The organism is Paenirhizobium cremeum (assembly GCF_022884085.1).
Taxonomy (GTDB): Bacteria; Pseudomonadota; Alphaproteobacteria; order Rhizobiales; family Rhizobiaceae; genus Allorhizobium; species Allorhizobium cremeum.
On the sequence record NZ_JAGGCS010000007.1, the window covers coordinates 242,589 to 262,981 of the forward strand.

Below are 20,393 nucleotides of genomic sequence, written 5' to 3' on the forward strand. Positions count from 1 at the left end.
GGGGCAGAGATCTCGCTTTCTCGCCCTCCTCTTAAAAAATGACGTCTTTACAGCACGTTACAAATGGCCATGCGCCTCCCTCCCGTTCTGGCACGCCGTCTGCATAGAAGGGATCGACCCTAGGAGGGGTCTACCTGTTTTGGGAGGAAATCATGAAGACTTTGATGCGCCACCTTTTGGTGGCTACCGCACTCGTTGCCGCAACATCCGCGCAGGCCGCCGACAAGGTGCGGCTCGCCAATCTCAAGTTCGCACACTACGGCGCAATTTCCTACATGAAGGAACTGGCGCCGAAATATGACCTTCAGATCGAGGAGCGCTTCTTCGCCAAGGGCATCGACATCCTGCCGGCCATCGTCGCCGGCGAAGTGGATATCGCGGCCAGCGCCGTCGATGCCGCGATTGCCGGCCGCGCCTCCGGCGTGCCGATCTATGCCGTCGCCGGTTTCGCCAAGGGTGGCGCACGGATCGTGGCCGGCGAGAAGAGCGGAATCGGCTCGGTCGCCGACTTCAAGGGCAAGAAGGTGGGTGTTGCCAGGGGCGGCGCGCAGGAACTGCTGCTTCTGGCCGAACTCAGCAAGGCCGGCCTCACCTGGTCGGAAAAGCCCGGCAAGGATGTGCAGATCGTCTACATGGCTTTTGCCGATCTCAATCAGGCACTGATGGCCGGCAATATCGACGCCATGTGCCAGTCGGAACCGCAGGCGAGCCAGGCCGTCAACAAGGGCTTCGGCATCGAAATCCTCAAGCCTTACGATACGCCGCTCGGCATGCCCGTTCGTTCCCTGGTCTTTTCGGAAAGCTTCTACAACAACAAGGACGTCGCCGAGCGCACCATGAAGCTCTTCGTCGAGGCGACGAAGTATTTCATCGACCATCCCGCGGAAGCCGAGAAATACGTCATCAACGACATGTTCAAGGGCCAGATCACCGATCAGGACTTCAAGGACGCCATCGGCAACTCGCCCTATACCTATGAGATTACGGCCGAGCATGTGCAGATCACGACCGACCTGATGGTCAAGTTCGGCGTCGGCAAGCTCGCCAATCCGCCGAAGGCGACGGACTGGGTCAAGACCGACCTGCTCGACGACGCATTGAAGGCGAAATAAGCCATGGCCCGCACGCTCTTCAGAAATCTGGCGGTTCCGGTGGTATTGCTCGTGCTGTGGCAGTTGCTGTCACAGTCCGGCTTCATCAAACCGGTGATCCTGCCGTCCCCTCTCGCCATTATCGAGAGGCTGTGGATCTATCTCCTGCCGGCGCAGAACCTTGCGGAAAGCGCCGGCTTTGCCGACTGGATCTGGTCGAGCGAACTGCTCAGCGATCTCGTCGCCAGCATGCGTCGCGTCCTGCTCGGCTTTGCCGTGGGCGCGGGCCTCGCGCTGCCGCTTGGATTGCTGATGGGCACCGACCGGCGGTTCGAGGCCTATCTCAACCCGGTGGTCCAGTTTTTGAGGCCCATTCCGCCGATCGCCTATATTCCGCTGGCGATCCTCTGGTTCGGGCTCGGCGATCCGCCGGCGATCTTCCTGATCTCCATCGGGGCCTTTTTTCCCGTGCTGATCAACACGATTTCCGGGGTGCGCAACGTGGACAGCATCTATATCCGCGCGGCGACCAATCTCGGCGCCAGCCGCATGACCATGTTCCGTCGCGTCATCCTGCCGGCTGCCACGCCCTATGTGCTGACCGGCATGCGGATCGGCATAGGAACGGCCTTCATCGTCGTCATCGTGGCGGAGATGATCGCGGTCAACAGCGGCCTCGGCTACCGGATTCTCGAAGCTCGCGAATACATGTGGTCCGACAAGGTGATCGCCGGAATGATCGCCATCGGCCTTCTCGGGCTCGCCATCGATGTCGGCGTCAACCGCGTCAACAACCACCTGCTTCGCTGGCACCGGGGCATCGAATCCTGACGCTGCCGGAGCCCGCCTTCGCGGGCTCCCTTACCGACCGCTCATCGGCAAAGCGAGCAACAACTCAATCGGGAGGAGACATCATGAACGCGCATCACACCGTTTCGAAGGACATGGAAGCCGAGGTCAAGCCGCTGGTGCGGGCCGCAGGCGTCAACAAGATTTTCGGCGCAGAGCCGGGCGGGGTCGTGGCCCTGAAAGACATTGATCTGGAAATCCGGCCCGGCGAATTCGTCTGCCTTCTGGGCCCCTCGGGCTGCGGAAAATCCACCTTGCTCAATGCCATTGCCGGCTTCTCGCTGCCGACGTCGGGCACACTTGAAGTTTCCGACAAGCCAGTCACCGCGCCGGGGCCGGATCGCGGCATGGTCTTCCAGGAATATGCCCTGTTCCCTTGGATGACGGTCGAGGCCAACGTCGCATTCGGCCTTGAGATCCGCGGCACGGGAAAGGATCAGATCGCCCTCATCGTCAACGAACTGCTCGATATGCTGGGTCTCAAGGAATTCCGCCACCGCTTTCCGAAGGACCTTTCCGGCGGCATGCGCCAGCGCGTCGCGATTGCCCGCGTTCTGGCGCTCGATCCGCCGATCATGCTGATGGACGAGCCGTTCGGCGCGCTCGACGCGCTGACCCGCCGTTCGCTGCAGGACGAGCTTCTGCGCATCTGGCGCAGCGTCGGCAAGACGATTGTCTTCGTCACGCATTCCATCGAGGAGGCCGTTTATCTCGGCTCGCGCGTCGTTATCCTGACCTATCGCCCAGGCACGATCAAAAAGGATGTCGCCATCGATCTACCCTACCCGCGCGACAGCAATTCGGTTGAGTTCAACGCCATCAAAAAGGAACTGGCGAGCCTCGTCCATGCCGAACATGACCGCTTCACCCTTGACGAACGCAAGGGACTGACCCTTGATTGACGCAAAGCGCACGGCGGGAGACCGTGCGGACAGTTTTCGCCTCATGGGCGAGGACGCGGGAGGAGGACGGGGATTGCGCGGTCGTTATCTGCCGCTCGTGCTGATGTTTACGTTATGCCTGGTCGGCACCGCCCTCCTGGTTCGCGCGGTTGCCGTCGATTACGGGGCGCGCGACGTCTCCCGCACCGCGCAGGAGCGTCTTCGTCTCATCTCGGCGACGCTCTCGACCAGCATCGAGCGGTTTCGCTATCTGCCTGATGTCGTCGCCCGCTCGCGGGAAATCGAAGACCTGTTCCGGCAGAATGCGACAGCGGATCAGCGTCTGGCCGCCAACCAGCTTCTGGAGCGCATCTCCAACGCATCGGGCGCGCTTGCGCTTTTCGTGGCCGACACATCGGGCCTGACCATCGCTTCCAGCAATTTCGGCAGTCCCGGCAGTTTCGTCGGACAGAATTACAGCTATCGTCCGTATTTCCAGGATGCGCTGGCCAAGGGCTTCGGCAATTATTACGCAGTCGGTGCGACGACCGGTCAGCCAGGCTATTTCCTCGCCACCCCGATCACCCTGGACGGCGCTGTCGTCGGCGTCGCCATCGTGAAGATCGACCTTCTTCCCGTTGAGCAGCAATGGCGCGACGCGGGCGAAACGGTTGCGATGAACGACAGCCAGGGCGTGATCTTCCTCTCCTCAAATCCGCAATGGCGCTACACGGCCATTGGCGCCGTCAGCACCGGGCAGCTGAAGCAACTGACCGACGAACGGCGCTACGGCGACGCCGCGATTGGCCTGGCGGGCATCGCGCTGAAGAACGAAGGCGGTTATGAGAAGGCCTCGTTCGGCGGTGCAGAGGCACCGCAACGCCTGCGCGCTACGGCGGCTTTCGGCCCGGATGGCTGGGTCCTGAACTATTTCGCCGACCTCGGTTCGGTGGAACGGCTTGCCAATACGCTGGCGCTGGCCGCGGTTCTTGCCTTGATGCTGGCCGTGGCCGGGCTGATGATCCTGCTGCAGCGGCGCAAGGCGCAGGCGGTCGCGCGGCGGGCGCTGGAGGTTCTGGAGGCGCGCGTCGACGAACGGACAAGCGAATTGCGCGAGACGAACGCGCGGCTCGCCCTGGAGATTGCCGAACGGCAGGAGGCGGAACGACAACTGGACGTCACCCGCACCAACCTGACGCAGGCGGAGAAGCTGGCGGCCATCGGCCAGAGCTTTGCCGGGCTTGCCCACGAAATCAACCAGCCGCTCGCAGCCCTTCAGACCTATATCGCCTCGACCCGCCTTCTGGTGGAGCGAAGGAAGCTCGATGTCGCCAAGGGAAATTTCGACACGATGGGCGATATTGTCAGCCGCGTTTCGGAACTGACCAATCAGTTGAAGCGCTTGGCGCGCCGCAAGGACGAGGACTTTGTCGAGCTCGATCTCGCCCTCCAGGTCCGTCGCACACTGACGCTGCTGAAATTCCGCTTCGCCGATCTGGGTATTGCCGCCATCGACCGTTTGCAGGAGGGCGTGGTCGTCCACGGCAGCGGAACGCAGCTCGATCAGGTTGTTCTCAATCTCCTCAACAATGCCGTCGACGCGGTGCGCAATGTGGAAAATCCGCGAATAGAGGTGGCGATCGAGACCGGTGACGGGGCCTGCGCGCTCACCATTTCCGACAATGGCGCAGGCATCGATCCTGCCGAACAAACGCGGCTGTTCGAGCCCTTTCACACCACGAAGGCCGCAGGCGAAGGCCTTGGCCTCGGACTTGCGACGGCCAACCGCATCGTCACCGATCACCATGGCCGGCTGTCCTATTTCCCTTCACCGCTCGGTGGCGCGGGTTTCCGGATCGAACTGCCGCGCGTGGAGATGGATCGCGGGAGACTGCGCGCATGAACGCCGCCCCCGTTCTGCCCGCCCTTGTTCTCCTTGTCGAAGACGACCATACGCTTCGCCAGTCGATGGCTCAGTGGCTGGAGCTCAACGATCTCCGTGTCATTGAGGCCTCCAACGCCAAAGAGGCACTCAAGATGCTTTCGGCGGAAAAACCGGATGTGGTTCTCTCGGATGTGCGGATGCGCGGCATGTCGGGCCTCGAACTTCTCGACGCCATCAAGGCCAGCCACCCGACCTTACCCGTGATTATCCTGAGCGGTCACGGCGACGTGCCCATGGCGGTCGCGGCGATGCAGGGCGGCGCCTTCACCTTTCTGACCAAGCCGTATCTGCCCGACCAGTTGATCGCGACGTTGCGAAACGCCGTCGAAAGCTCGAGCCTGCGCCGCAAGGTGGCCGCCTATGAGCGCAGCAACGAGATTGAGGCGCTGATCGAGCGTCATCTCATCGGCGAGGACCAGTCGACCGCGAGGCTCAAATCGGCCATCGCACGGCTGGCGGCGCTGCCTGTCGATGTGCTGATCCTTGGGGAGACCGGCACCGGCAAGGAGGTCGTCGCCCGGCTGCTTCACGATGGCAGTTCCCGCCGGGACAAACCCTTCGTCGCCCTCAATTGTGCGGCCCTTCCCGCCGATATCATAGAAAGCGAGCTTTTTGGACATGAGGCCGGTGCATTTACCGGCGCAAGCGGGAGCCGGCTCGGCAAGTTCGAATATGCCAATGGCGGGACCGTCTTTCTCGACGAAGTGGAGAGCATGCCCGCCGCCGCGCAGGCCAAACTCCTGCGCGTGCTTCAGGAACGCACAGTCACCCGACTCGGCTCGAACAAGGATATCAGGATCGACATCCGCGTCGTCTCGGCCACCAAGGAAAGTCTCAAGAACCTTTCCGCAGGCGGCGGCTTCCGCGAAGACCTCTATTACCGGCTCATGGGCGCGGAGATCTCGATCCCGCCGCTGCGCGAGCGCGGCCATGACGCAATCGTCCTCTTCAGCCACTTCACGGCGGCCATGGCCAGCCGCCTTGGGGTCCCAAACCGGCCCCTGACGGGCGAGGAGATGGAGAGAATTCTCTCTTATCCCTGGCCCGGCAATGTGCGTGAACTGAAACTGCTGGCGGAAAGACGGGCACTCGATCTGGACTGGGCGCCGGAGGGCGCCGCGAAACATGGTCATGACGTGCCAGGCACATCTCTCGCCGAGCAGATGGATACCTTCGAACTGCGCGTTCTCAAGAACGCATTGGCCACAGCCGGGAACAGTGCGGATGCCGCAAGACTGCTGTCACTTCCGCTTCGGACGTTCAACGAGAAAATACAGCGTCTGTCACGCCGGGCGAGGACGTGATGAAGCGCTTGCGTGGCTCCGCAATCCCGGCATCCCTCAACCGGCCTTCTGCCTTTCAACGTGATTGCCCAGGAGCCTGGGGGCCGTTCCCGGCATTGTCGAAGGACCGTCGCCGGTCCTTCAAACGCTCGCAACACTCACATTCCGTGCACGCCTCACGTCAGACGGTCGGAACCGTGCCGCCGTCGATGACAAACTCGGCGCCATGGATCGCAGCGGCGCGATCCGAGGCCAGGTAGGCGATAAGGTCGGCGACCTCATGGGGCTCGGCCGGACGCCCGATCGGGATGCCGCCCAGGCTGTCAAGGACGACTTGCCGCGCGTCCTCGATCGTCCCGCCATTGGCCGCCTGCAGTCGTTTCAGAAAGTCCACGGACGACTCGGTCATGATCCAGCCGGGGGAAACGACATTGATCCGCACGCCCTTGGGACCGAGCTCCTTGGAGATGGACTTGCTGTAGGTCTTGAGCGCTGCCTTGGCGGCGGCATAGGCGGTGGTGGCTTCCGGCAGAGGCAGGACCGACTGGATGGAGGTCACATGCACCACCGCGCCGCTGCCGCGTTCGATCATCTGCGGGATCAGGAGACGATCGAGGCGAACGGCCGCCAAAAGGTTCAGGTTCAGTTCGGATAGCCAGTGCTCATCCGTCAGGGCGACGAAGCCGCCACCCGGCGTCGACGATCCGCCGAGAACATGCACGAGGATGTCCACTCCGCCCAGGCGTTCAAGCGCCGCCCTGACCAGAAGTTCTCCTCCCTCGGCTGTCGTCAGGTCCGCCTGGACGAAGTCGACACCGTCGATCGGCTCCGCTGTTCCGCGGGCGGCGGTGATGACCCGGGCGCCGCCGGCCAGAAAGCGCTCGACCGTGGCGCGGCCCGCACCCTTCGTGCCGCCGCTGACGAGCACACGCTTTCCCGAAAACTCGGTTGGATCAGCCTTGATATTCATGCCGTGATCTCCAGGACCTTGATGGCGTCCTGTTCGAGCGTGAAACGATAGGTGAAGCGGATCGGGCTGCCCTTGAAGTCACCATGCGCAGGGCCTTCGACCACGACCTGACCGTCCTCGTGGCGAACGGTATCCGGCGTGAAGATCGCCTTTACGGCCACCGCCTCTTCGAGCAGCTTTCGCCGTTCGGCAGGGCCGTCGTAACGGTGTCCGTTGTCCAGGACGAGCGCATCGACGGAAAAGGGTTTCAGCATGCCGTCGAGGTCGAGCCTCGCGTTGGCCTCGACATAGTCGTTTATGGGTTTGGGCAGTGTTGGCGCCATGAGTGTTCTCCTTTGCTTGAGACGATAGCTAACACTGGACAATTGGATGAATAAGTGGGACAAACCGGCATGGCGTGATGAAAAAATCGGGATAATGGACCAGGCGAGCCTGAAGGAACTTGAAGCCGCGATCGCGATTGCCCGGCGAGGGACATTTCGTGCGGCATCCATCGATCTCGGCATTTCGACGACCGCATTGAGCCACACGATAGGCAGGCTCGAGGCCGGGCTGGGCGTGAGGTTGTTCAACCGCACCACGCGGAGCGTTTCGCTGACGGACGCCGGTCGGCTCTTCATGCAGCAGGTCGCGCCATCGCTTCAGGATCTCCATGCAGCACTGGAAGCCGTGCGCGAACAGCGTGAAACGCCGTCCGGAACCATACGGATCAACGCGGCGCCCTTTGCGGCCCGCGCGATCCTCACACCGCTCGTGTTTGAGTTCCTGCGCCGCTATCCCGAGATGAATGTCGATATCGTCACCGAAGGGAAGATGGTCGATATCGTCAGGGACGGGTTCGATCTGGGCGTCAGAGTTGCAGGCCTCGTTCCCAGCGACATGATTGCCGTTTCGCTTGGCCGGCCTCAGCGCCATGCCGTGGTTGCTTCGCCTGAATATTTCGAGAAGCACGGCATGCCTGTGGTTCCCCCGGATCTTCTCGGGCACAGGTGCATTCGTGTTCGACTGCCGGACGGCTCTCTGTTTCGATGGCGGTTTGAGAAGGACGGGGAGCAGGTTCAGATAGAAGTTCGGGGTCAGATCTCGCTCGATGAGACCAGCCTCACCCGGACTGCGGTGCTTGAAGGCGCCGGCGTGGGCTATCTGTTCGAGCAGGACATTCTTCCGGAAATCGAGGCCGGACGGGTCATTCGTGTACTGGAGGACTGGACGCCGCCATATCCGGGGCTCTGCCTCTATTATCCCGGTCGCCGCAATCTGTCGGCTGGCGTGAGAGCGTTTCTGGAACTGGCCCGTGAACTCGCTCGGCGTGATGCCGGGTGATTTTTCCAACCGGCCTGCGATTGGAAAACATTCCGTGCCGATGCCTTGCTACGGCAGGGAGCGCTTTTTTAGATAGTCTTCCACGAAATTCGCGAGGAAGACCGCGGCCGTTTTCCGAGTGTTCAGGACGGCGACGGTCTGGGGAATTTCGGAAAAGGCATCGGCCAGTGTGCGAAACCCCGGGTCATGCAGGGCGGCAGGTTCGAGGGATTGCCTCAGCCCCGCAGCCGCGTCGCAATCGCCGGCTTTCAGCATGTCCACCGCTGCCGACGGGCTTTCGGCATAAACGATCGTCGCATTCTTCACCCGGCGTTCGATCTCTTTCGTGTAGGCGGCGTCTCGTGCGGTTGCTATCCGGCGGCCGGAAACGTCCACGTCCGCCGCATAGCGGACATCGGACCTCGCCGGAACGAGGTAGGTCGCCGTAACAAACGCATAGGGTGGGGAAAATGCGAACCGATCCATCCGGGACGGATCTGCCGCGATCAGGGCGATATCCCATTCGTTCAGATCCGCCGACGCCAGGATTGCCGCCGCCGATCGATATTTCAGAACCGAAATCGGGCAACCGATTTCTGCGGCCACGGCATTCGCCAGATCGACACTCGGACCGGCTGGCGTTCCCGTGCGTTCATCGATACGGACGAGGGCGGCATTGCTGGTATTCACCGCCGCACGGATTGTCCCGGTCGGTGCAAGTTCGGCGACGATGTTCTCCGGTGCCGCCATTCGTCAAGCCCGATCCGAGAACCTGCCTGCCAGGGCTTCCGCGCCGCGCGCCAGCACGGCGACATCGACACCGACCGCCGTAAACAGCGTTCCCAACTCCATGCACCGTGCCGCGAATTTTTCATCCGGCGTAAGAATCCCGGCCGGCTTGCCGAGCCGATTGAGCAGCACGATGGCCTTTTCGATGGCCTCGACCACTTCCGGGTGGCCGGGCTGCCCAGGATATCCGAAGCTGGCAGCAAGGTCGGCCGGTCCGATGAAGATGCCATCCACGCCATCGATCGATGCCATGGCTTCGATATGAGCCATCGCTTCGCGCGTTTCGACCTGGACGAGAACGCAGAGTTCCTGCGCGGCCTGTTGCGCGTAATTCTTCACCCTGCCGAAGCGGGTGGCCCGCGTGAGCGCTGAAACGCCCCTGATGCCTTCAGGCGGATATCGGGTTGCATCCACCGCGGCCTTTGCTTCAGCCGCGTTCTGAACATAGGGGATGAGCAGCGTCTGAACGCCGATATCCAGAAAGCGCTTGATGAGGACCGGATCGTTGGCCGCAGGCCGCACGACAGGCGCGACGTCATAGGCTGCCACGGCCTGCAACTGCGGCAAAACCGTCAGCACGTCGCTCGGGGAATGCTCCGTGTCGAACAGCAGCCAGTCGAAACCGGCCGGCGCGACGATTTCAGCCGCGTAGCTGCCCGGAAGTCCGCACCAGAGGCCGATCTGGCTTTGCCGGCTGCGGAGCTTCGCCTTGAATTTGTTGACGGGAAGATCCATTTTCCAGCCTCACAAGAAAGAAACGCCGATGGAACCGACGGGACCGTAGTCGGCCTGGATCACATCGCCCGCAGCGATATCCACGGGGCGCGTAAACGAGCCGGCAAGGACGATCTGTCCCTTTTTCAAGCCGCCGCCTACGGCATGCAGCTTGTTGACGAGCCAGGCGATGCCGGCCGCCGGATGCCCCATGATCGCCGCCGAAACTCCGGACTCCTCGATAATGCCGTTCTTCGATAAGGTCGCCCCCACCCAGCGGATGTCGATATCCATGGGGCGAATGACACGTCCGCCGACCACGATGGCTCCGAAGGCCGCATTGTCGGCAATCGTATCGGTGATCGCCCGCGGCACCTCCGTCCGATAGTCGATGATCTCGAGGGCGGGCACGACGAATTCGGTCGCGCGCATGACGTCGTAGATCCGGGTGCCCGCACCCTTGAGGTCCTCGCCCATGATAAAGGCCAGTTCCACTTCAAGCCTTGGCTTTATGAAGAGATCCGCCTTGATCTGCGCTCCGTCGTTGTAGAGCGCGTCGTCCAGAATGACGCCGTAATCGGGTTCCGTCATCTTGGACGCCATCTGCATCGCACGCGAGGTGAGGCCGATCTTGTGGCCAACGATCCGCGCGCCACGGGAAACGCGCGACTGTGCCCAAAGCTCCTGGATGCGATAGGCGTCATCGAGATCGAGACCCGGATAGGTCTTGCTGGGTTGCACGATCGGCTTTCGCTCGGTCTCCGCTTTCAATATGGCGTCTGCCGCCGCCTGACGTTGCTCTTCGGTAATCATGAACTGGCTCCGGTCGTGACGTTACTTGATGGGCGGGCGCGGCAGGACGGCCTCGCCGGGCTCCATGACATAGGTGTAGTCGAGCGAAAACCAGGCTCCCTCGATGTCGCGGTCGGTCGGATGCGGCTCGTCGTGGCGGACGAAATCCCCGGTGAGGGCCGCGGTCACGCCGAACTGAACATCCGATGCGATGTAGGGATCGCTGGGATCGAAGACCTGTGAAATCAGCGTCTTGTAACCCTGCTTGAAGATCAGGGCGTGCAGATGGGCCGGGCGATACGGATGACGGCCCTGGGCCTTGAGCAGACGGCCGACGACGCCATCGACGGGGATTGGATAGCCTACCATCTTCACGGTGCGGAACCAGAAACGCCCGTCCTCATCGGATATGAACTTGCCGCGCAAGTTCATATCCGCCTGGTCCGGGTCCTGGTTTTCGTAAAGGCCCACCGGCGATGCGTGCCAGACATCCACCTCGGCACCGGCAATCGGCCTGCCCTCCCGGTCGACCACACGGGCATGCACGAAAAGCGGCGTGCCGGGCGTTTCGGAACGAATGATCGTTCCGCCGTTCTCGACCCTTGGAGAGTTGAGGCGCCAGAACGGACCGAGAAGCGACTGGGATGTCTCCGTCTGGCCCTTGTCCCCGTTGTTCAGCAGGCAGACAAGCGAGGAAACGCCGAGCGAGCCCGACATCAGTACGAACTCGTTATGACTGTCGGTCTGAAGTTTTCCGATTTCGTTCAGGATGGCGGTGGCCTCCCGAAATTCCGCCTCTGTCAGCCGCACCTCGCGCACGAAGGCGTGAAGATGCTTCACGAGCGCAACCAGGATTTCGCGCAGCCTTGGATCGGATGTCTGCTGCATCGCCGCGACCACGGCGGGCGTTACATCGCTCTCAGTTCTCATCACCATATGCCACCTCCCGATGGGCGACCGATACAAGAATAATCGATTATTTGTCAAGCGCTCCCGAGCGGGACAAAATCATCGACCTTCAGAATGAAAGGGAAATCCCTTCATTTATTATTGATTTCATTGGATTTTACGGAAAGAATGTGCGAACATTTTCTCGAGAGCAACCGTAGAATTCTTGACGGTTGACAATAATAATCGTTTATTCTAACCATCATCGACGACGGACGACGTCCGTTCGGGAGGACACCATGAAGCAGCAGGACGGCGCGGCGGGCCCATCCGAGATCGGCAGTTTTTCCGACGACGGGAAAAATACGATCGGCAGCCAGTTGGCATCCCGGCTGCGGGAAGCGATCATTTCCGGCAGCTTGCAAGCCGGTAGCAAGATCAATCTCGACAAGGAACGGCAAGCGTTCAACGTGAGCCTGAGCCCGCTGCGCGAAGGATTGGCGCGTCTCATTTCCGATGGCCTTGTCGAATTCGAGGACAATCGCGGCTATCGGGTCTCCCCGGTCTCGCTGGCGAACCTCGAGGAAATCACCGTGCTTCGCGAGGAGTTCGAGATTTTCGCGCTCAAGGAATCCATTCGGCTCGGAAACGTGGAATGGGAGGGCAATGTCATGCGCGCGCTTCATAAGCTGAACCGCGCCGAGCGCGATGCGAGCAGGCCCGAAACGCTGGAGCATTGGGAAGCCGTCCACCGCGACTTCCACCTCACCCTTATTTCAGGCTGCGGCAAGCCGCTTCTTCTTCACTTCTGCAAGACGCTGCTCAATCTCAACGATCGCTACCGCAGGACATTTCTCAAGCAGACATCCGGCGACAGGAACGTGAGCCAGGAGCATAGCGAGATCGCGCAGGGCGCGGTGGCCCGCGACAGCGACTATGCCGCCGAAAAACTACGCCAGCACATCCATCGCACGGGCACCAATCTTCTGGCCCACCTCGCCCGCACCGGAGCGGTCCGATGACCGACGCCCGGCAGATGCAGAAAAACCCGATCGGCGTCGCGCATTTCTCGGCGATCCAGTTGCCGCCGCAGGAATTCGTCCGGCAGGCCGCCGCCGCCGGGTTCGGCTCGGTCGGGCTTCGACTCCATCCGGCCTTTGCCGGCGCGCCTTACTACGAGCTGCCGCGGGGCAGTCGGGCGGCGTCGGAGTTCCGATCCCTGCTCGACAGCGAAGGCATGAAGGTCTTCGACATCGAGTTCTTCATTGTCGGCCCGGATTTCCAGGCGGCCTCCGTCGAGCACATCGTTGCAGCCGCAGCGGATATTGGCGCAAAACGGCTGTCCGCCTGTGGCGACGATGCGGATCGCAGCCGTCTGATCGAAAATTTCAATGCATTCTGTCAACTCGCCGGGCGGTACGGCATGGCTGTCGATATCGAAAACATGGGCTGGCGCGCCGTCAGCAGCTACAGCGAGAGCGCCGCACTCGTTCATGCATGCGGACAGGACAATGCCGGCGCCCTGGTGGATGCCATTCATTTCTTCCGCAACGGCGGGGATGTCGATGAGATCGATGTCGATATCGTGCGGCACGTTCAGCTTTGCGATGTGGTCGGCCCGCCGCCGAAGGGTGCCGAAGACATGATGAAGGAGGCACGGAGCGGGCGCCTCGCGCCAGGCGATGGAATACTGGCGCTCAAGGACCTGATTGCGAAACTTGACGGCAAGGCCGCCATTTCGGTGGAGGTGCCGCTGGTCGGCGACACACCGGCATCGGCGCATCTGCGAAATCTCAATCTGAAAACGCGGGAAGTTCTTCAGGCAGAGACTTAGACATTCCTGATCTGGCGCGGCGGAGACTGCGCCCGGAGGAGGAAGACCTTTTCATGAATTACCAGTTCGACTTCGGTGCGGTCTTGGAGCGCGCCCCGGAATTGCTATGGGCTATATCGGGCTCTTCCAGGGCACGCCGCTGCTGATGCAACTCTTCGTGGTCTATTACGGCGTCGCGCTGCTCGGCATCGATGTGAGCGCGTGGCTGGCGGTCGAGATCGCCTTCAGGCTGCATGCGAGTGCATTCCTCGGCGAAATCTGGCGCGGCTCCATCCAGGCTGTGCCAAAGGGACAGACCGAGGCCGCCAACGCGCTCGGACTTCATTACGTGTCGCGGATGAAAGATGTCATCCTGCCCCAGGCACTCAAGATTTCCCTGCCGGCAACCATCGGCTTCCTGGTGCAACTCATCAAGGGCACGTCGCTTGCGGCAATCGTTGGATTTGTCGAACTCGCCCGCGCCGGACAGATCGTTTCGAACCAGACGTACCGCCCGCTGCTGGTCTTCGGCATCGTCGGCGCGATCTATTTCGTCATTTGCTGGCCGCTCTCCCATTTCGGAGCGGCTCTCGAGAAACGGATGGCCAAGGCCACCCGCTCACACCCCACACAACGATACCAAAGAGGAGGAAATGAAATGCAATACAATCGCAGGAAATTCATCGGCATGGCGCTTGCAACGACGGCATGGGTCCTCGGCGGCGCTGCCGCGGCATCCGCCGCAAGCGTCGAAGAGGTAAAGGCCAAGGGCACGATCGTCGTCGGTATCCAGTTCTACGGCCAGCGGCTCGAGGCTGCGGCTCCCGGCACCTACGAACGCAAGATCGATTTCCTGACGACCTATAACGGCGTCGGGACGCGCCTGGGCGAAAAGGACTGGAACGAAACCGTCAACGCCTTTCTCGACAAAATCAAGGCGAATGGCGAGCTGGCCGCCATCACCAGGAAATGGATGGGAATCGATCTTCTGCAATTCCCGGAATCCATTCCCAACATCCCCTTCACCGTGAACTGACATATCGAGGGAGGCGTCGTGCCTGCTTCTGCCAATACTCAATCCATGCTGATTTCACTTGAGAAAGTGGAGAAGTGGTACGGCGCCTTTCATGCTCTGAAGGACATCAATCTGACGGTCCGCAAAGGCGAGAAGATCGTTCTTTGCGGGCCGTCCGGCTCCGGCAAATCGACATTGATCCGCTGCATCAATGTGCTGGAGACCATCGAGGAGGGGCAGATAACGGTCGCAGGCCGGATGCTCGACGGCAGCAGCAAGGCCGTGGATGCGATCCGTCGAGAAGTCGGTCTTCCAGAGCTTCAACCTCTTTCCGCACATGACCGTCCTGCAGAATTGCTCGCTCGCCCCCATGCGCGTGCCGGGAATGGGCCGCGCCGAGGCCGAGACGCTGGCTCGCAAGTATCTCGAACGCGTCCGCATCCTCGATCAGGCGGACAAATATCGGAAAACGGACACATCCAGCACGTCGTTCGCAAACCGGATGCGGTGCTCAGTGCCGTGATGGATCCCACGCCGAACGGCGAGGCGGTGGCAAGGGAGGCCGGCGCGCGGTGGTTCTCCAGCTTTGCCGACATGATCGCCGTCGATCGGCCCGACGGCATCATTGTCGCGACCCCCAACCAGGTCCACGTGAAGAACGGTTTCGAAGCCATCGAGGCCGGCATTCCGGCCCTGATCGAAAAACCGCTGGCCGACGACATCGCTTCCGGGGAAAGCCTGATCGCGGCAGCGGAAGCGAAAGGAGTGCCTCTCCTCACCGGCCACCATCGCCGGCACAATCCGATGATGCGCAAGGCCAAGGACATCATCGACAGCGGCCGGCTTGGGCAAGTGCTGGTCATCAACGCGATGTTCTGGCTTTTTCAAGCCGGACGACTATTTCGATATCGAGTGGCGACGTCGGCCGGGGCCGGGCCGATCTTCCTGAACCTCATTCACGACATCGACAATCTTCGTTATCTCTCCGGCGATATCAGCGCCGTTCAGGCGCGGGAATCCAATGCCGTTCGTGGCAATGCGGTCGAGGAGACGGCCGTGATCCTCATTGAATTCGAGAACGGTGTTCTTGCAACCGCGTCCGTTTCCGACGCCGTCGTGGCGCCCTGGAGCTGGTGGGAGATGACGACGGGCGAGAACCGGTTTATCCGAAAACCGACGGAGCCTGCTACGTCATTGGCGGGACGCACGGTTCCCTCACCGTCCCGTCCCTGGCGGTCTGGCGCAACCCGTCAAAGCGCAGTTGGTGGGAGCCCCTCGAGACGGAGAAGGCCGCGTATATCGAGGAGGACCCGCTTGCCCTGCAGATCCGGCAGTTCTGCAAGGTCATCGGCGGTGAGGAACGCCCGCTCGTCAGCGGTCGCGAGGGGCTCCAGACGCTCAAGGTCATCGACGCCGTGAAGAGATCGGCGAGGTCGGGAGAGCGTATCCTGTTGAGTTCACGCCAGATTGCCCAAACAGCCGACGGTTTATATTCGCAGTTGCATCAATTCTTTCGAATTCATCGCACCAGGCGACATAATGAAAAGGGCGGCCGAAGCCGCCCTGCTCCGTAGCCTTCGTCAGGCGGCGCCCGGTCGATTGATCGTCAGGAAGTGGCGGACGACAGGTTTGTCGGGTCCGACATGGTAGGCCAGAACCTTTCCCTGGAGGTCGGCATCGGCATTCGAAACCCGCTTGTGCTGGCGAAGATGCTCGGCCCAGGATTCGACCATGAACCATTCGACGACCTTTTCCGGGTCGGCGGCGTCTTCGGTGACACCCCATCCATAGGCACCATCGCGGCGACGTTCGTGCGAAAGTTGATCGATGGCACGCAGGAAGGCGCTGCGGTGATGTTTCTCGACCCTGTATTCGATCAGGATCAGGACCGGACCACGGTCATGTGCAACGGGTTCGGCGACGAGCGGTTCGGGCCAATGGTTCGACGGCACCATGTCGGCATCGCCAGCGGGAAGCTTGATGCTGTGCATAATGATACCTGCGACAATCAGGCCAGCGGCGCCGATGAGCAAGGTCGAACGGATGCCGACAGCCTCGCCGACCGCACCCCAACCGAGGCTTCCGGCGGTCATCGCACCGTTGAAGACGGTCAGGTAGACGGCAAGACCGCGACCACGCACCCAGTTCGGGAGCACCGCCTGCGCTGCGCCGTTCAGTGTCGTCAGCGCGGTGATCCAGGCAGCCCCGAGAAAGAGAAGAGCGATGATCGCGACGATCTTCGGCGGGGCAAGCGACAGGACCCCCATGACGGCTGCGGTGATCAGGGCCGCGCCAAGCAGAAGGCCGTCGGAACTCAGGCGTTCACGCAGTCTCGGCATGACCAGCGCACCACCGATCGCGCCGGCGCCAACTGCCCCAAGCAAAATGCCGTAGAAGCTGGCATCGCCGCCCAGAAGCTGTCTTGCAACAAGCGGAAGGAGCGCCCAGACGGCACTGGCGAAAGCGAAGAAAATCGCCGCACGCAGCAGGACGACATGCAAGGGGCGGCTCGAGCGGGTGTAACGAAGTCCTGCCCGGAAGGCGCCGAAGAAGTTTTCCTGAAGCGCATCGTTGCCGCTCTTTGCACGTGGCCACCAGACCAGAGCCGCAATGACGACGATATAGCTCGCAACGTCAACCCCATAGGTGATCCCCGCTCCGAAGGCGGCAAGAAGCAGACCACCGGCGGCAGGCCCGATGGAACGGGCGATATTGATGCCGAGCGAGTTGAGAGCGACCGCGCTCTTGACGTCCTCTCGCTTCACCAATTCGGGAACGATCGCCTGCCAGGTCGGCCCCATCAGGGCGGCGCCAATGCCGCCGAGGAAAGTCAGGCCGATCAGCGCGCTGACCGAAAGCATACCCATCTGGGACAGAGCCATCAGCGAAATGCTCACAAAGGCCAGAAGAAGCTGGACTGCGATCAGGAATTTGCGACGGTCGAGAATGTCAGTCAGTACGCCCGCCGGGATGGCGAGCAGGAAGATCGGCAACGTTCCGGCTGCCTGGATCATGGCGACTGCGGCAGGCGATGCGGAGAGATCGGTCATCAGCCATGAACTGGCGACGTCGCGCATGAAACTGCCGGTGTTGCCGAGGACGGTGGCAGTCCAGAGAACCGCGAAGACGGGCTGCGCAAGGGGAGCGAATGTGCCTCCGGATGTTTTTGCGGCGCTCATTTTCCTTCTCCCCTGGTAAGATCGAACGCTGCGACGAAGACGAACGCGCCTGCGAGGCCGAGGTGCTCGAAGAAGGCATTGGTCGCCATCATGCGGTCCATCCCTGGAGCCATTTCCCAGAAGCGCAGCGCAATGAAGGTGGCCATCAGAGTGAAACCGGCCAGCGCCAGGGCCCCGGTCCAACGGAAGAAACCGGAGACCACCAATGCCGACGCCGTCAGTTCGAACACGATGACGGCGACCGCGAAGAACGCGGCCGGATGGAGACCGAAGTGATCCATTTCGGCCAGGGCCCCGTTGAAATCGAAGATCTTGGTCAGCGGACCCTGGATATAGGCGGCGCAGAGCGCCAATAGCGCGATGGTGCGCGTCGCAGGCGCGGCGGTGACGCGGGCGAGCGAGCTGCCCTTGCGTGTTGCGGCTGGAGAATGATCGGTCATGTCTGCTCCTCTTGGGTTTGGCCGGTCGAGCCGAGCGGCGCTGTATTGGGCTGATGGAGCGATATTGGCCGGAGAGATTGCCGCCAACAATTGCATTAAAAATTCAGATTTAATTGCGATTTTCGCAATTAATGCCAAATGGGCAAACACTGCCTGCCCATTGGCACTGATAGAGGAGCGGAGCTATCGCATATGAACGCGAGGCCCCCACCCCTCCCCACAAGGGGAGAGCCTAACCCACCCTATCCGCCGAAACCCAATGAGGCGGAGCGGTTGGCGCAAATTTCCCCTTGGGAGGGAGATGGCCGGCAGGCCGGAAGGGGGGCTAGCGTCTTAGACGATAGCCCTTTGATGTCCCAGCCTCACACGGCCCAGCAGGAGCAGCCGAGTGCACCGAAGAAACCCTTGAGGTCAGCGATCGGAAGCTTCGACGTCCATGCCGATGCGTGATCGTGTCCATGCACACCGCAATCGCTGGCGCAGCCGCAGGTGGAGATGGCGGTACGGCGCAGCGAACGGGCACCCGCGCCCTCCGGTTCGCCCCAGGCAGCGTAACCGCCGAACTTGCGGACGGGCGACCAGTCCGGCATCGCCGGTGGAATGGAGGTTTCGTCGAGCGTCTTGAAGTCTCCGGCACCATAGACGATCTTGCCGCCGACCATGGTCAGTTCCGAGACGATGAAGGAGATTTCGTCTTCGGCGCAGGAGAAGAAGTCCTTGTCCGGCACGACGAGGTCGGCGAACTGACCCTTTTCAATGCGGCCCTTTTTTCCCTCCTCGTTGGAGAACCATGTGACCTTCTCGGTCCACATCCTGAGCGCCGTCTCGCGGTCGAGGCAGTTGGCGCGCGGATAAAGCTGCATGCCGCCGACTGTCTTGCCTGTCACCATCCACGAAAGCGATACCCACGGATTGTAGGAGGCGACGCGGGTGGCGTCGGTCCCGGCCGAGACATTCACGCCCTTGTCGAGCATCTTCCTGATCGGCGGTGTCGCTTCCGCAACGCCATGGCCGTAGCGCTCGACGAAGTACTCGCCCTGATAGGCCATGCGATGCTGGGTCGCGATGCCGCCGCCGAGAGCTGCAATGCGGTCGATAGAGCGCTCCGAAATGGTTTCGGCATGATCGAAGAACCAGTTCAGTCCCTCGAGCGGAATATCCCTGTTGACCTTTTCGAAGACATCGAGCGCCCGGGAAATCGTTTCGTCATAGGTCGCGTGCAGGCGCCAGGGCCAGCGGTTTTCCGCCAGAATGCGCACCACGGCTTCCAGTTCGCCCTCCATTTCCGGCGGCATGTCCGGGCGCGGCTGACGGAAATCCTCGAAATCGGCGGCGGAAAAGACCAGCATCTCGCCGGCCCCGTTATGACGGAAGTAGTCGTTGCCCTGCTTGTATTTGACCGACTGCGTCCAGTTGAGGAAGTCTTCCTTCTCCTGCTTAGGCTTCTGGGTGAAGAGGTTGTAAGCCAGCCGAACGGTCATCTGGTTCTCATCTGACAGCTTCTGGATGACCTCGTAGTCGTCTGGATAATTCTGGAAGCCGCCGCCCGCGTCGATCACGCCGGTCACGCCAAGCCGGTTCAACTCGCGCATGAAGTGGCGGGTCGAGTTGACCTGGTAGTCGAGCGGCAGCTTCGGCCCCTTGGCAAGCGTCGAATAGAGAATGCCGGCATTCGGCTTGGCCAGCAGCAGCCCCGTCGGATTACCGTTCGCATCGCGGGCGATTTCGCCGCCGGGAGGGTTGGGCGTATCCTTCGTATACCCCACTGCGCGCAGGGCGGCACCGTTCAGCAGTGCGCGGTCGTAAAGATGCAGCAGGAAAACAGGGGTGTCGGGCGCCACGGCATTGATTTCCTCGATGGTCGGAAGACGCTTTTCGACGAATTGATGCTCGGTGAAACCGCCCACGACCCGGACCCATTGCGGTGCCGGCGTGATCGCCACCTGACGCTTCAGCATGTCCATGGCATCGGCAAGCGAGCGTACGCCGTCCCAGCGCAGTTCCATGTTGAAGTTCAGGCCGCCACGCACGACGTGGGTGTGGTTGTCGATCAGGCCGGGCAATACCCGCTTACCCTTGAGATCGATGATCTTCGTGCCCGGTCCGGCAAGCGCCATGACCGCGCTATCCGACCCAACCTCCAGAAAAAGCCCATCCTTGATTGCGACTGCCGTCGCGTTCGGATTGGTCCGGTCAAGCGTGGTGAAGCGACCGTTATGGAGAATGAGGTCGGGATGCATATCGTCTACTCCGGGTTGTTCGGGATCGGCGGCATTGGCCGTGGAAAAGAGGCTCGAAAACGCGAGACCTGACGCCGCTCCAAGAAAGGTCCGACGTGTCGTCATTGGCAAGACTCCTGTAGATAGCTTTGAATGCGACGAGTTCAGGCCGACGTTACCGCTTAGACGACCCAACACCGCTGTTGTCCACGAAAGACCGGAG

Annotated in this window: 18 protein-coding genes and 2 pseudogenes; 11 read left to right on the plus strand and 9 right to left on the minus strand. The window is 61.5% G+C overall.

Annotated elements, in window-relative coordinates; translation table 11 throughout:
* The first annotated feature begins 152 nt into the window (after positions 1–152).
* The 5 genes from J5N58_RS14940 (at position 153) to J5N58_RS14960 (ending at position 6,070) form a co-directional block, all read left to right on the plus strand.
* Positions 153–1,112 carry an ABC transporter substrate-binding protein gene (locus tag J5N58_RS14940; protein ID WP_414901982.1) on the plus strand — a complete coding sequence of 320 codons (960 nt, stop codon included), beginning with the start codon at positions 153–155 and terminating at the stop codon, positions 1,110–1,112.
* 3 nt (positions 1,113–1,115) lie between these two features.
* Positions 1,116–1,922, plus strand: a complete 807-nt coding sequence (locus J5N58_RS14945; protein ID WP_112826987.1) for an ABC transporter permease — start codon at positions 1,116–1,118, stop codon at positions 1,920–1,922.
* A gap of 113 nt (positions 1,923–2,035) precedes the next feature.
* Positions 2,036–2,842 carry an ABC transporter ATP-binding protein gene (locus tag J5N58_RS14950; RefSeq protein ID WP_244711456.1) on the plus strand — a complete coding sequence of 269 codons (807 nt, stop codon included), beginning with the start codon at positions 2,036–2,038 and terminating at the stop codon, positions 2,840–2,842.
* Positions 2,835–4,724 (plus strand): ATP-binding protein, encoded by a 1,890-nt coding sequence (locus J5N58_RS14955; protein WP_244711432.1) that lies wholly within the window; start codon positions 2,835–2,837, stop codon positions 4,722–4,724. Before J5N58_RS14950 ends, J5N58_RS14955 begins: the two co-directional genes overlap by 8 nt.
* Entirely contained in the window at positions 4,721–6,070 is a 1,350-nt protein-coding gene (locus tag J5N58_RS14960) for a sigma-54-dependent transcriptional regulator (RefSeq protein WP_113426288.1), read from the plus strand. The genes J5N58_RS14955 and J5N58_RS14960 overlap by 4 nt, the downstream gene beginning before the upstream one ends.
* Before the next feature lie 160 nt (positions 6,071–6,230).
* Here J5N58_RS14960 and J5N58_RS14965 read toward each other — a convergent pair whose 3' ends face one another.
* Positions 6,231–7,019: an SDR family oxidoreductase gene (locus tag J5N58_RS14965; protein ID WP_113438290.1), complete on the minus strand. Its 789-nt coding sequence runs from the start codon at positions 7,017–7,019 to the stop codon at positions 6,231–6,233.
* On the minus strand, positions 7,016–7,342 hold the full coding sequence (locus J5N58_RS14970; protein WP_112826982.1) for a nuclear transport factor 2 family protein: 327 nt from the start codon (positions 7,340–7,342) through the stop codon (positions 7,016–7,018). The genes J5N58_RS14965 and J5N58_RS14970 overlap by 4 nt, the downstream gene beginning before the upstream one ends.
* A 46-nt stretch (positions 7,343–7,388) precedes the next feature.
* On the opposite strand from J5N58_RS14970, the gene J5N58_RS14975 reads away from it, so the two are divergent.
* Positions 7,389–8,342 (plus strand): LysR family transcriptional regulator, encoded by a 954-nt coding sequence (locus J5N58_RS14975; RefSeq protein ID WP_244711435.1) that lies wholly within the window; start codon positions 7,389–7,391, stop codon positions 8,340–8,342.
* Positions 8,343–8,390: 48 nt separating this feature from the next.
* On the opposite strand, the gene J5N58_RS14980 is transcribed toward J5N58_RS14975, so the two are convergent.
* From J5N58_RS14980 to J5N58_RS14995, 4 genes are read right to left on the minus strand one after another with little or no spacing between them, the layout of a single operon-like run.
* Positions 8,391–9,071: a transporter substrate-binding domain-containing protein gene (locus tag J5N58_RS14980; protein ID WP_112826980.1), complete on the minus strand. Its 681-nt coding sequence runs from the start codon at positions 9,069–9,071 to the stop codon at positions 8,391–8,393.
* Positions 9,072–9,074: 3 nt separating this feature from the next.
* Positions 9,075–9,845, minus strand: a complete 771-nt coding sequence (gene hpaI, locus J5N58_RS14985; RefSeq protein WP_113439219.1) for a 4-hydroxy-2-oxoheptanedioate aldolase — start codon at positions 9,843–9,845, stop codon at positions 9,075–9,077.
* A 9-nt stretch (positions 9,846–9,854) separates the two neighbouring features.
* Positions 9,855–10,637, minus strand: coding sequence for a 2-oxo-hept-4-ene-1,7-dioate hydratase (gene hpaH / locus J5N58_RS14990; RefSeq protein ID WP_113442415.1), 783 nt, complete (start codon positions 10,635–10,637; stop codon positions 9,855–9,857).
* Between the two features lie 21 nt (positions 10,638–10,658).
* The gene (locus J5N58_RS14995; protein WP_112826977.1) at positions 10,659–11,552 is read right to left on the minus strand and encodes an intradiol ring-cleavage dioxygenase; all 894 of its coding nucleotides are present in this window, start codon (positions 11,550–11,552) and stop codon (positions 10,659–10,661) included.
* Between the two features lie 251 nt (positions 11,553–11,803).
* On the opposite strand from J5N58_RS14995, the gene J5N58_RS15000 reads away from it, so the two are divergent.
* The 5 genes and pseudogenes from J5N58_RS15000 (at position 11,804) to J5N58_RS15025 (ending at position 15,751) form a co-directional block, all read left to right on the plus strand.
* A complete protein-coding gene (locus tag J5N58_RS15000; protein ID WP_113442411.1) occupies positions 11,804–12,526 on the plus strand; it encodes a GntR family transcriptional regulator in 723 nt (240 codons plus the stop codon).
* Positions 12,523–13,338, plus strand: coding sequence for a sugar phosphate isomerase/epimerase family protein (locus J5N58_RS15005; protein WP_113442409.1), 816 nt, complete (start codon positions 12,523–12,525; stop codon positions 13,336–13,338). The genes J5N58_RS15000 and J5N58_RS15005 overlap by 4 nt, the downstream gene beginning before the upstream one ends.
* 109 nt (positions 13,339–13,447) lie before the next feature.
* Positions 13,448–13,936: pseudogene (locus J5N58_RS15010) on the plus strand (amino acid ABC transporter permease); the annotation flags it as partial.
* Between the two features lie 462 nt (positions 13,937–14,398).
* Positions 14,399–14,795: pseudogene (locus J5N58_RS15020) on the plus strand (ATP-binding cassette domain-containing protein); the annotation flags it as partial.
* 59 nt (positions 14,796–14,854) lie between these two features.
* Complete coding sequence (locus J5N58_RS15025; protein ID WP_342346002.1) at positions 14,855–15,751, plus strand: Gfo/Idh/MocA family protein; 897 nt, start codon at positions 14,855–14,857, stop codon at positions 15,749–15,751.
* A gap of 161 nt (positions 15,752–15,912) precedes the next feature.
* Here J5N58_RS15025 and J5N58_RS15030 read toward each other — a convergent pair whose 3' ends face one another.
* The 3 genes from J5N58_RS15030 to J5N58_RS15040 form a co-directional block, all read right to left on the minus strand.
* Positions 15,913–17,511 (minus strand): MFS transporter, encoded by a 1,599-nt coding sequence (locus J5N58_RS15030; RefSeq protein WP_244711439.1) that lies wholly within the window; start codon positions 17,509–17,511, stop codon positions 15,913–15,915.
* Positions 17,508–17,951 carry a DoxX family protein gene (locus J5N58_RS15035; protein ID WP_113442403.1) on the minus strand — a complete coding sequence of 148 codons (444 nt, stop codon included), beginning with the start codon at positions 17,949–17,951 and terminating at the stop codon, positions 17,508–17,510. The genes J5N58_RS15030 and J5N58_RS15035 overlap by 4 nt, the downstream gene beginning before the upstream one ends.
* Before the next feature lie 362 nt (positions 17,952–18,313).
* Entirely contained in the window at positions 18,314–20,296 is a 1,983-nt protein-coding gene (locus J5N58_RS15040) for an amidohydrolase (protein ID WP_244711441.1), read from the minus strand.
* Positions 20,297–20,393: the final 97 nt, after the last annotated feature.

Bases quoted from the DNA above. Each gene is read 5' to 3' on its own strand.
- hpaI (WP_113439219.1), bottom strand. From the start codon at position 9,845: ATGGATCTTCCCGTCAACAAATTCAAGGCGAAGCTCCGCAGCCGGCAA.
- J5N58_RS15005 (WP_113442409.1), top strand. From the start codon at position 12,523: ATGACCGACGCCCGGCAGATGCAGAAAAACCCGATCGGCGTCGCGCAT.
- J5N58_RS15000 (WP_113442411.1), top strand. From the start codon at position 11,804: ATGAAGCAGCAGGACGGCGCGGCGGGCCCATCCGAGATCGGCAGTTTT.
- J5N58_RS15040 (WP_244711441.1), bottom strand. From the start codon at position 20,296: ATGACGACACGTCGGACCTTTCTTGGAGCGGCGTCAGGTCTCGCGTTT.
- J5N58_RS14940 (WP_414901982.1), top strand. From the start codon at position 153: ATGAAGACTTTGATGCGCCACCTTTTGGTGGCTACCGCACTCGTTGCC.
- J5N58_RS14975 (WP_244711435.1), top strand. From the start codon at position 7,389: ATGAATAAGTGGGACAAACCGGCATGGCGTGATGAAAAAATCGGGATA.
- J5N58_RS15035 (WP_113442403.1), bottom strand. From the start codon at position 17,951: ATGACCGATCATTCTCCAGCCGCAACACGCAAGGGCAGCTCGCTCGCC.
- J5N58_RS14960 (WP_113426288.1), top strand. From the start codon at position 4,721: ATGAACGCCGCCCCCGTTCTGCCCGCCCTTGTTCTCCTTGTCGAAGAC.
- J5N58_RS14945 (WP_112826987.1), top strand. From the start codon at position 1,116: ATGGCCCGCACGCTCTTCAGAAATCTGGCGGTTCCGGTGGTATTGCTC.
- J5N58_RS14970 (WP_112826982.1), bottom strand. From the start codon at position 7,342: ATGGCGCCAACACTGCCCAAACCCATAAACGACTATGTCGAGGCCAAC.
- J5N58_RS14950 (WP_244711456.1), top strand. From the start codon at position 2,036: ATGGAAGCCGAGGTCAAGCCGCTGGTGCGGGCCGCAGGCGTCAACAAG.
- J5N58_RS15030 (WP_244711439.1), bottom strand. From the start codon at position 17,511: ATGAGCGCCGCAAAAACATCCGGAGGCACATTCGCTCCCCTTGCGCAG.
- J5N58_RS14965 (WP_113438290.1), bottom strand. From the start codon at position 7,019: ATGAATATCAAGGCTGATCCAACCGAGTTTTCGGGAAAGCGTGTGCTC.
- J5N58_RS15025 (WP_342346002.1), top strand. From the start codon at position 14,855: ATGGATCCCACGCCGAACGGCGAGGCGGTGGCAAGGGAGGCCGGCGCG.
- hpaH (WP_113442415.1), bottom strand. From the start codon at position 10,637: ATGATTACCGAAGAGCAACGTCAGGCGGCGGCAGACGCCATATTGAAA.
- J5N58_RS14995 (WP_112826977.1), bottom strand. From the start codon at position 11,552: ATGGTGATGAGAACTGAGAGCGATGTAACGCCCGCCGTGGTCGCGGCG.
- J5N58_RS14980 (WP_112826980.1), bottom strand. From the start codon at position 9,071: ATGGCGGCACCGGAGAACATCGTCGCCGAACTTGCACCGACCGGGACA.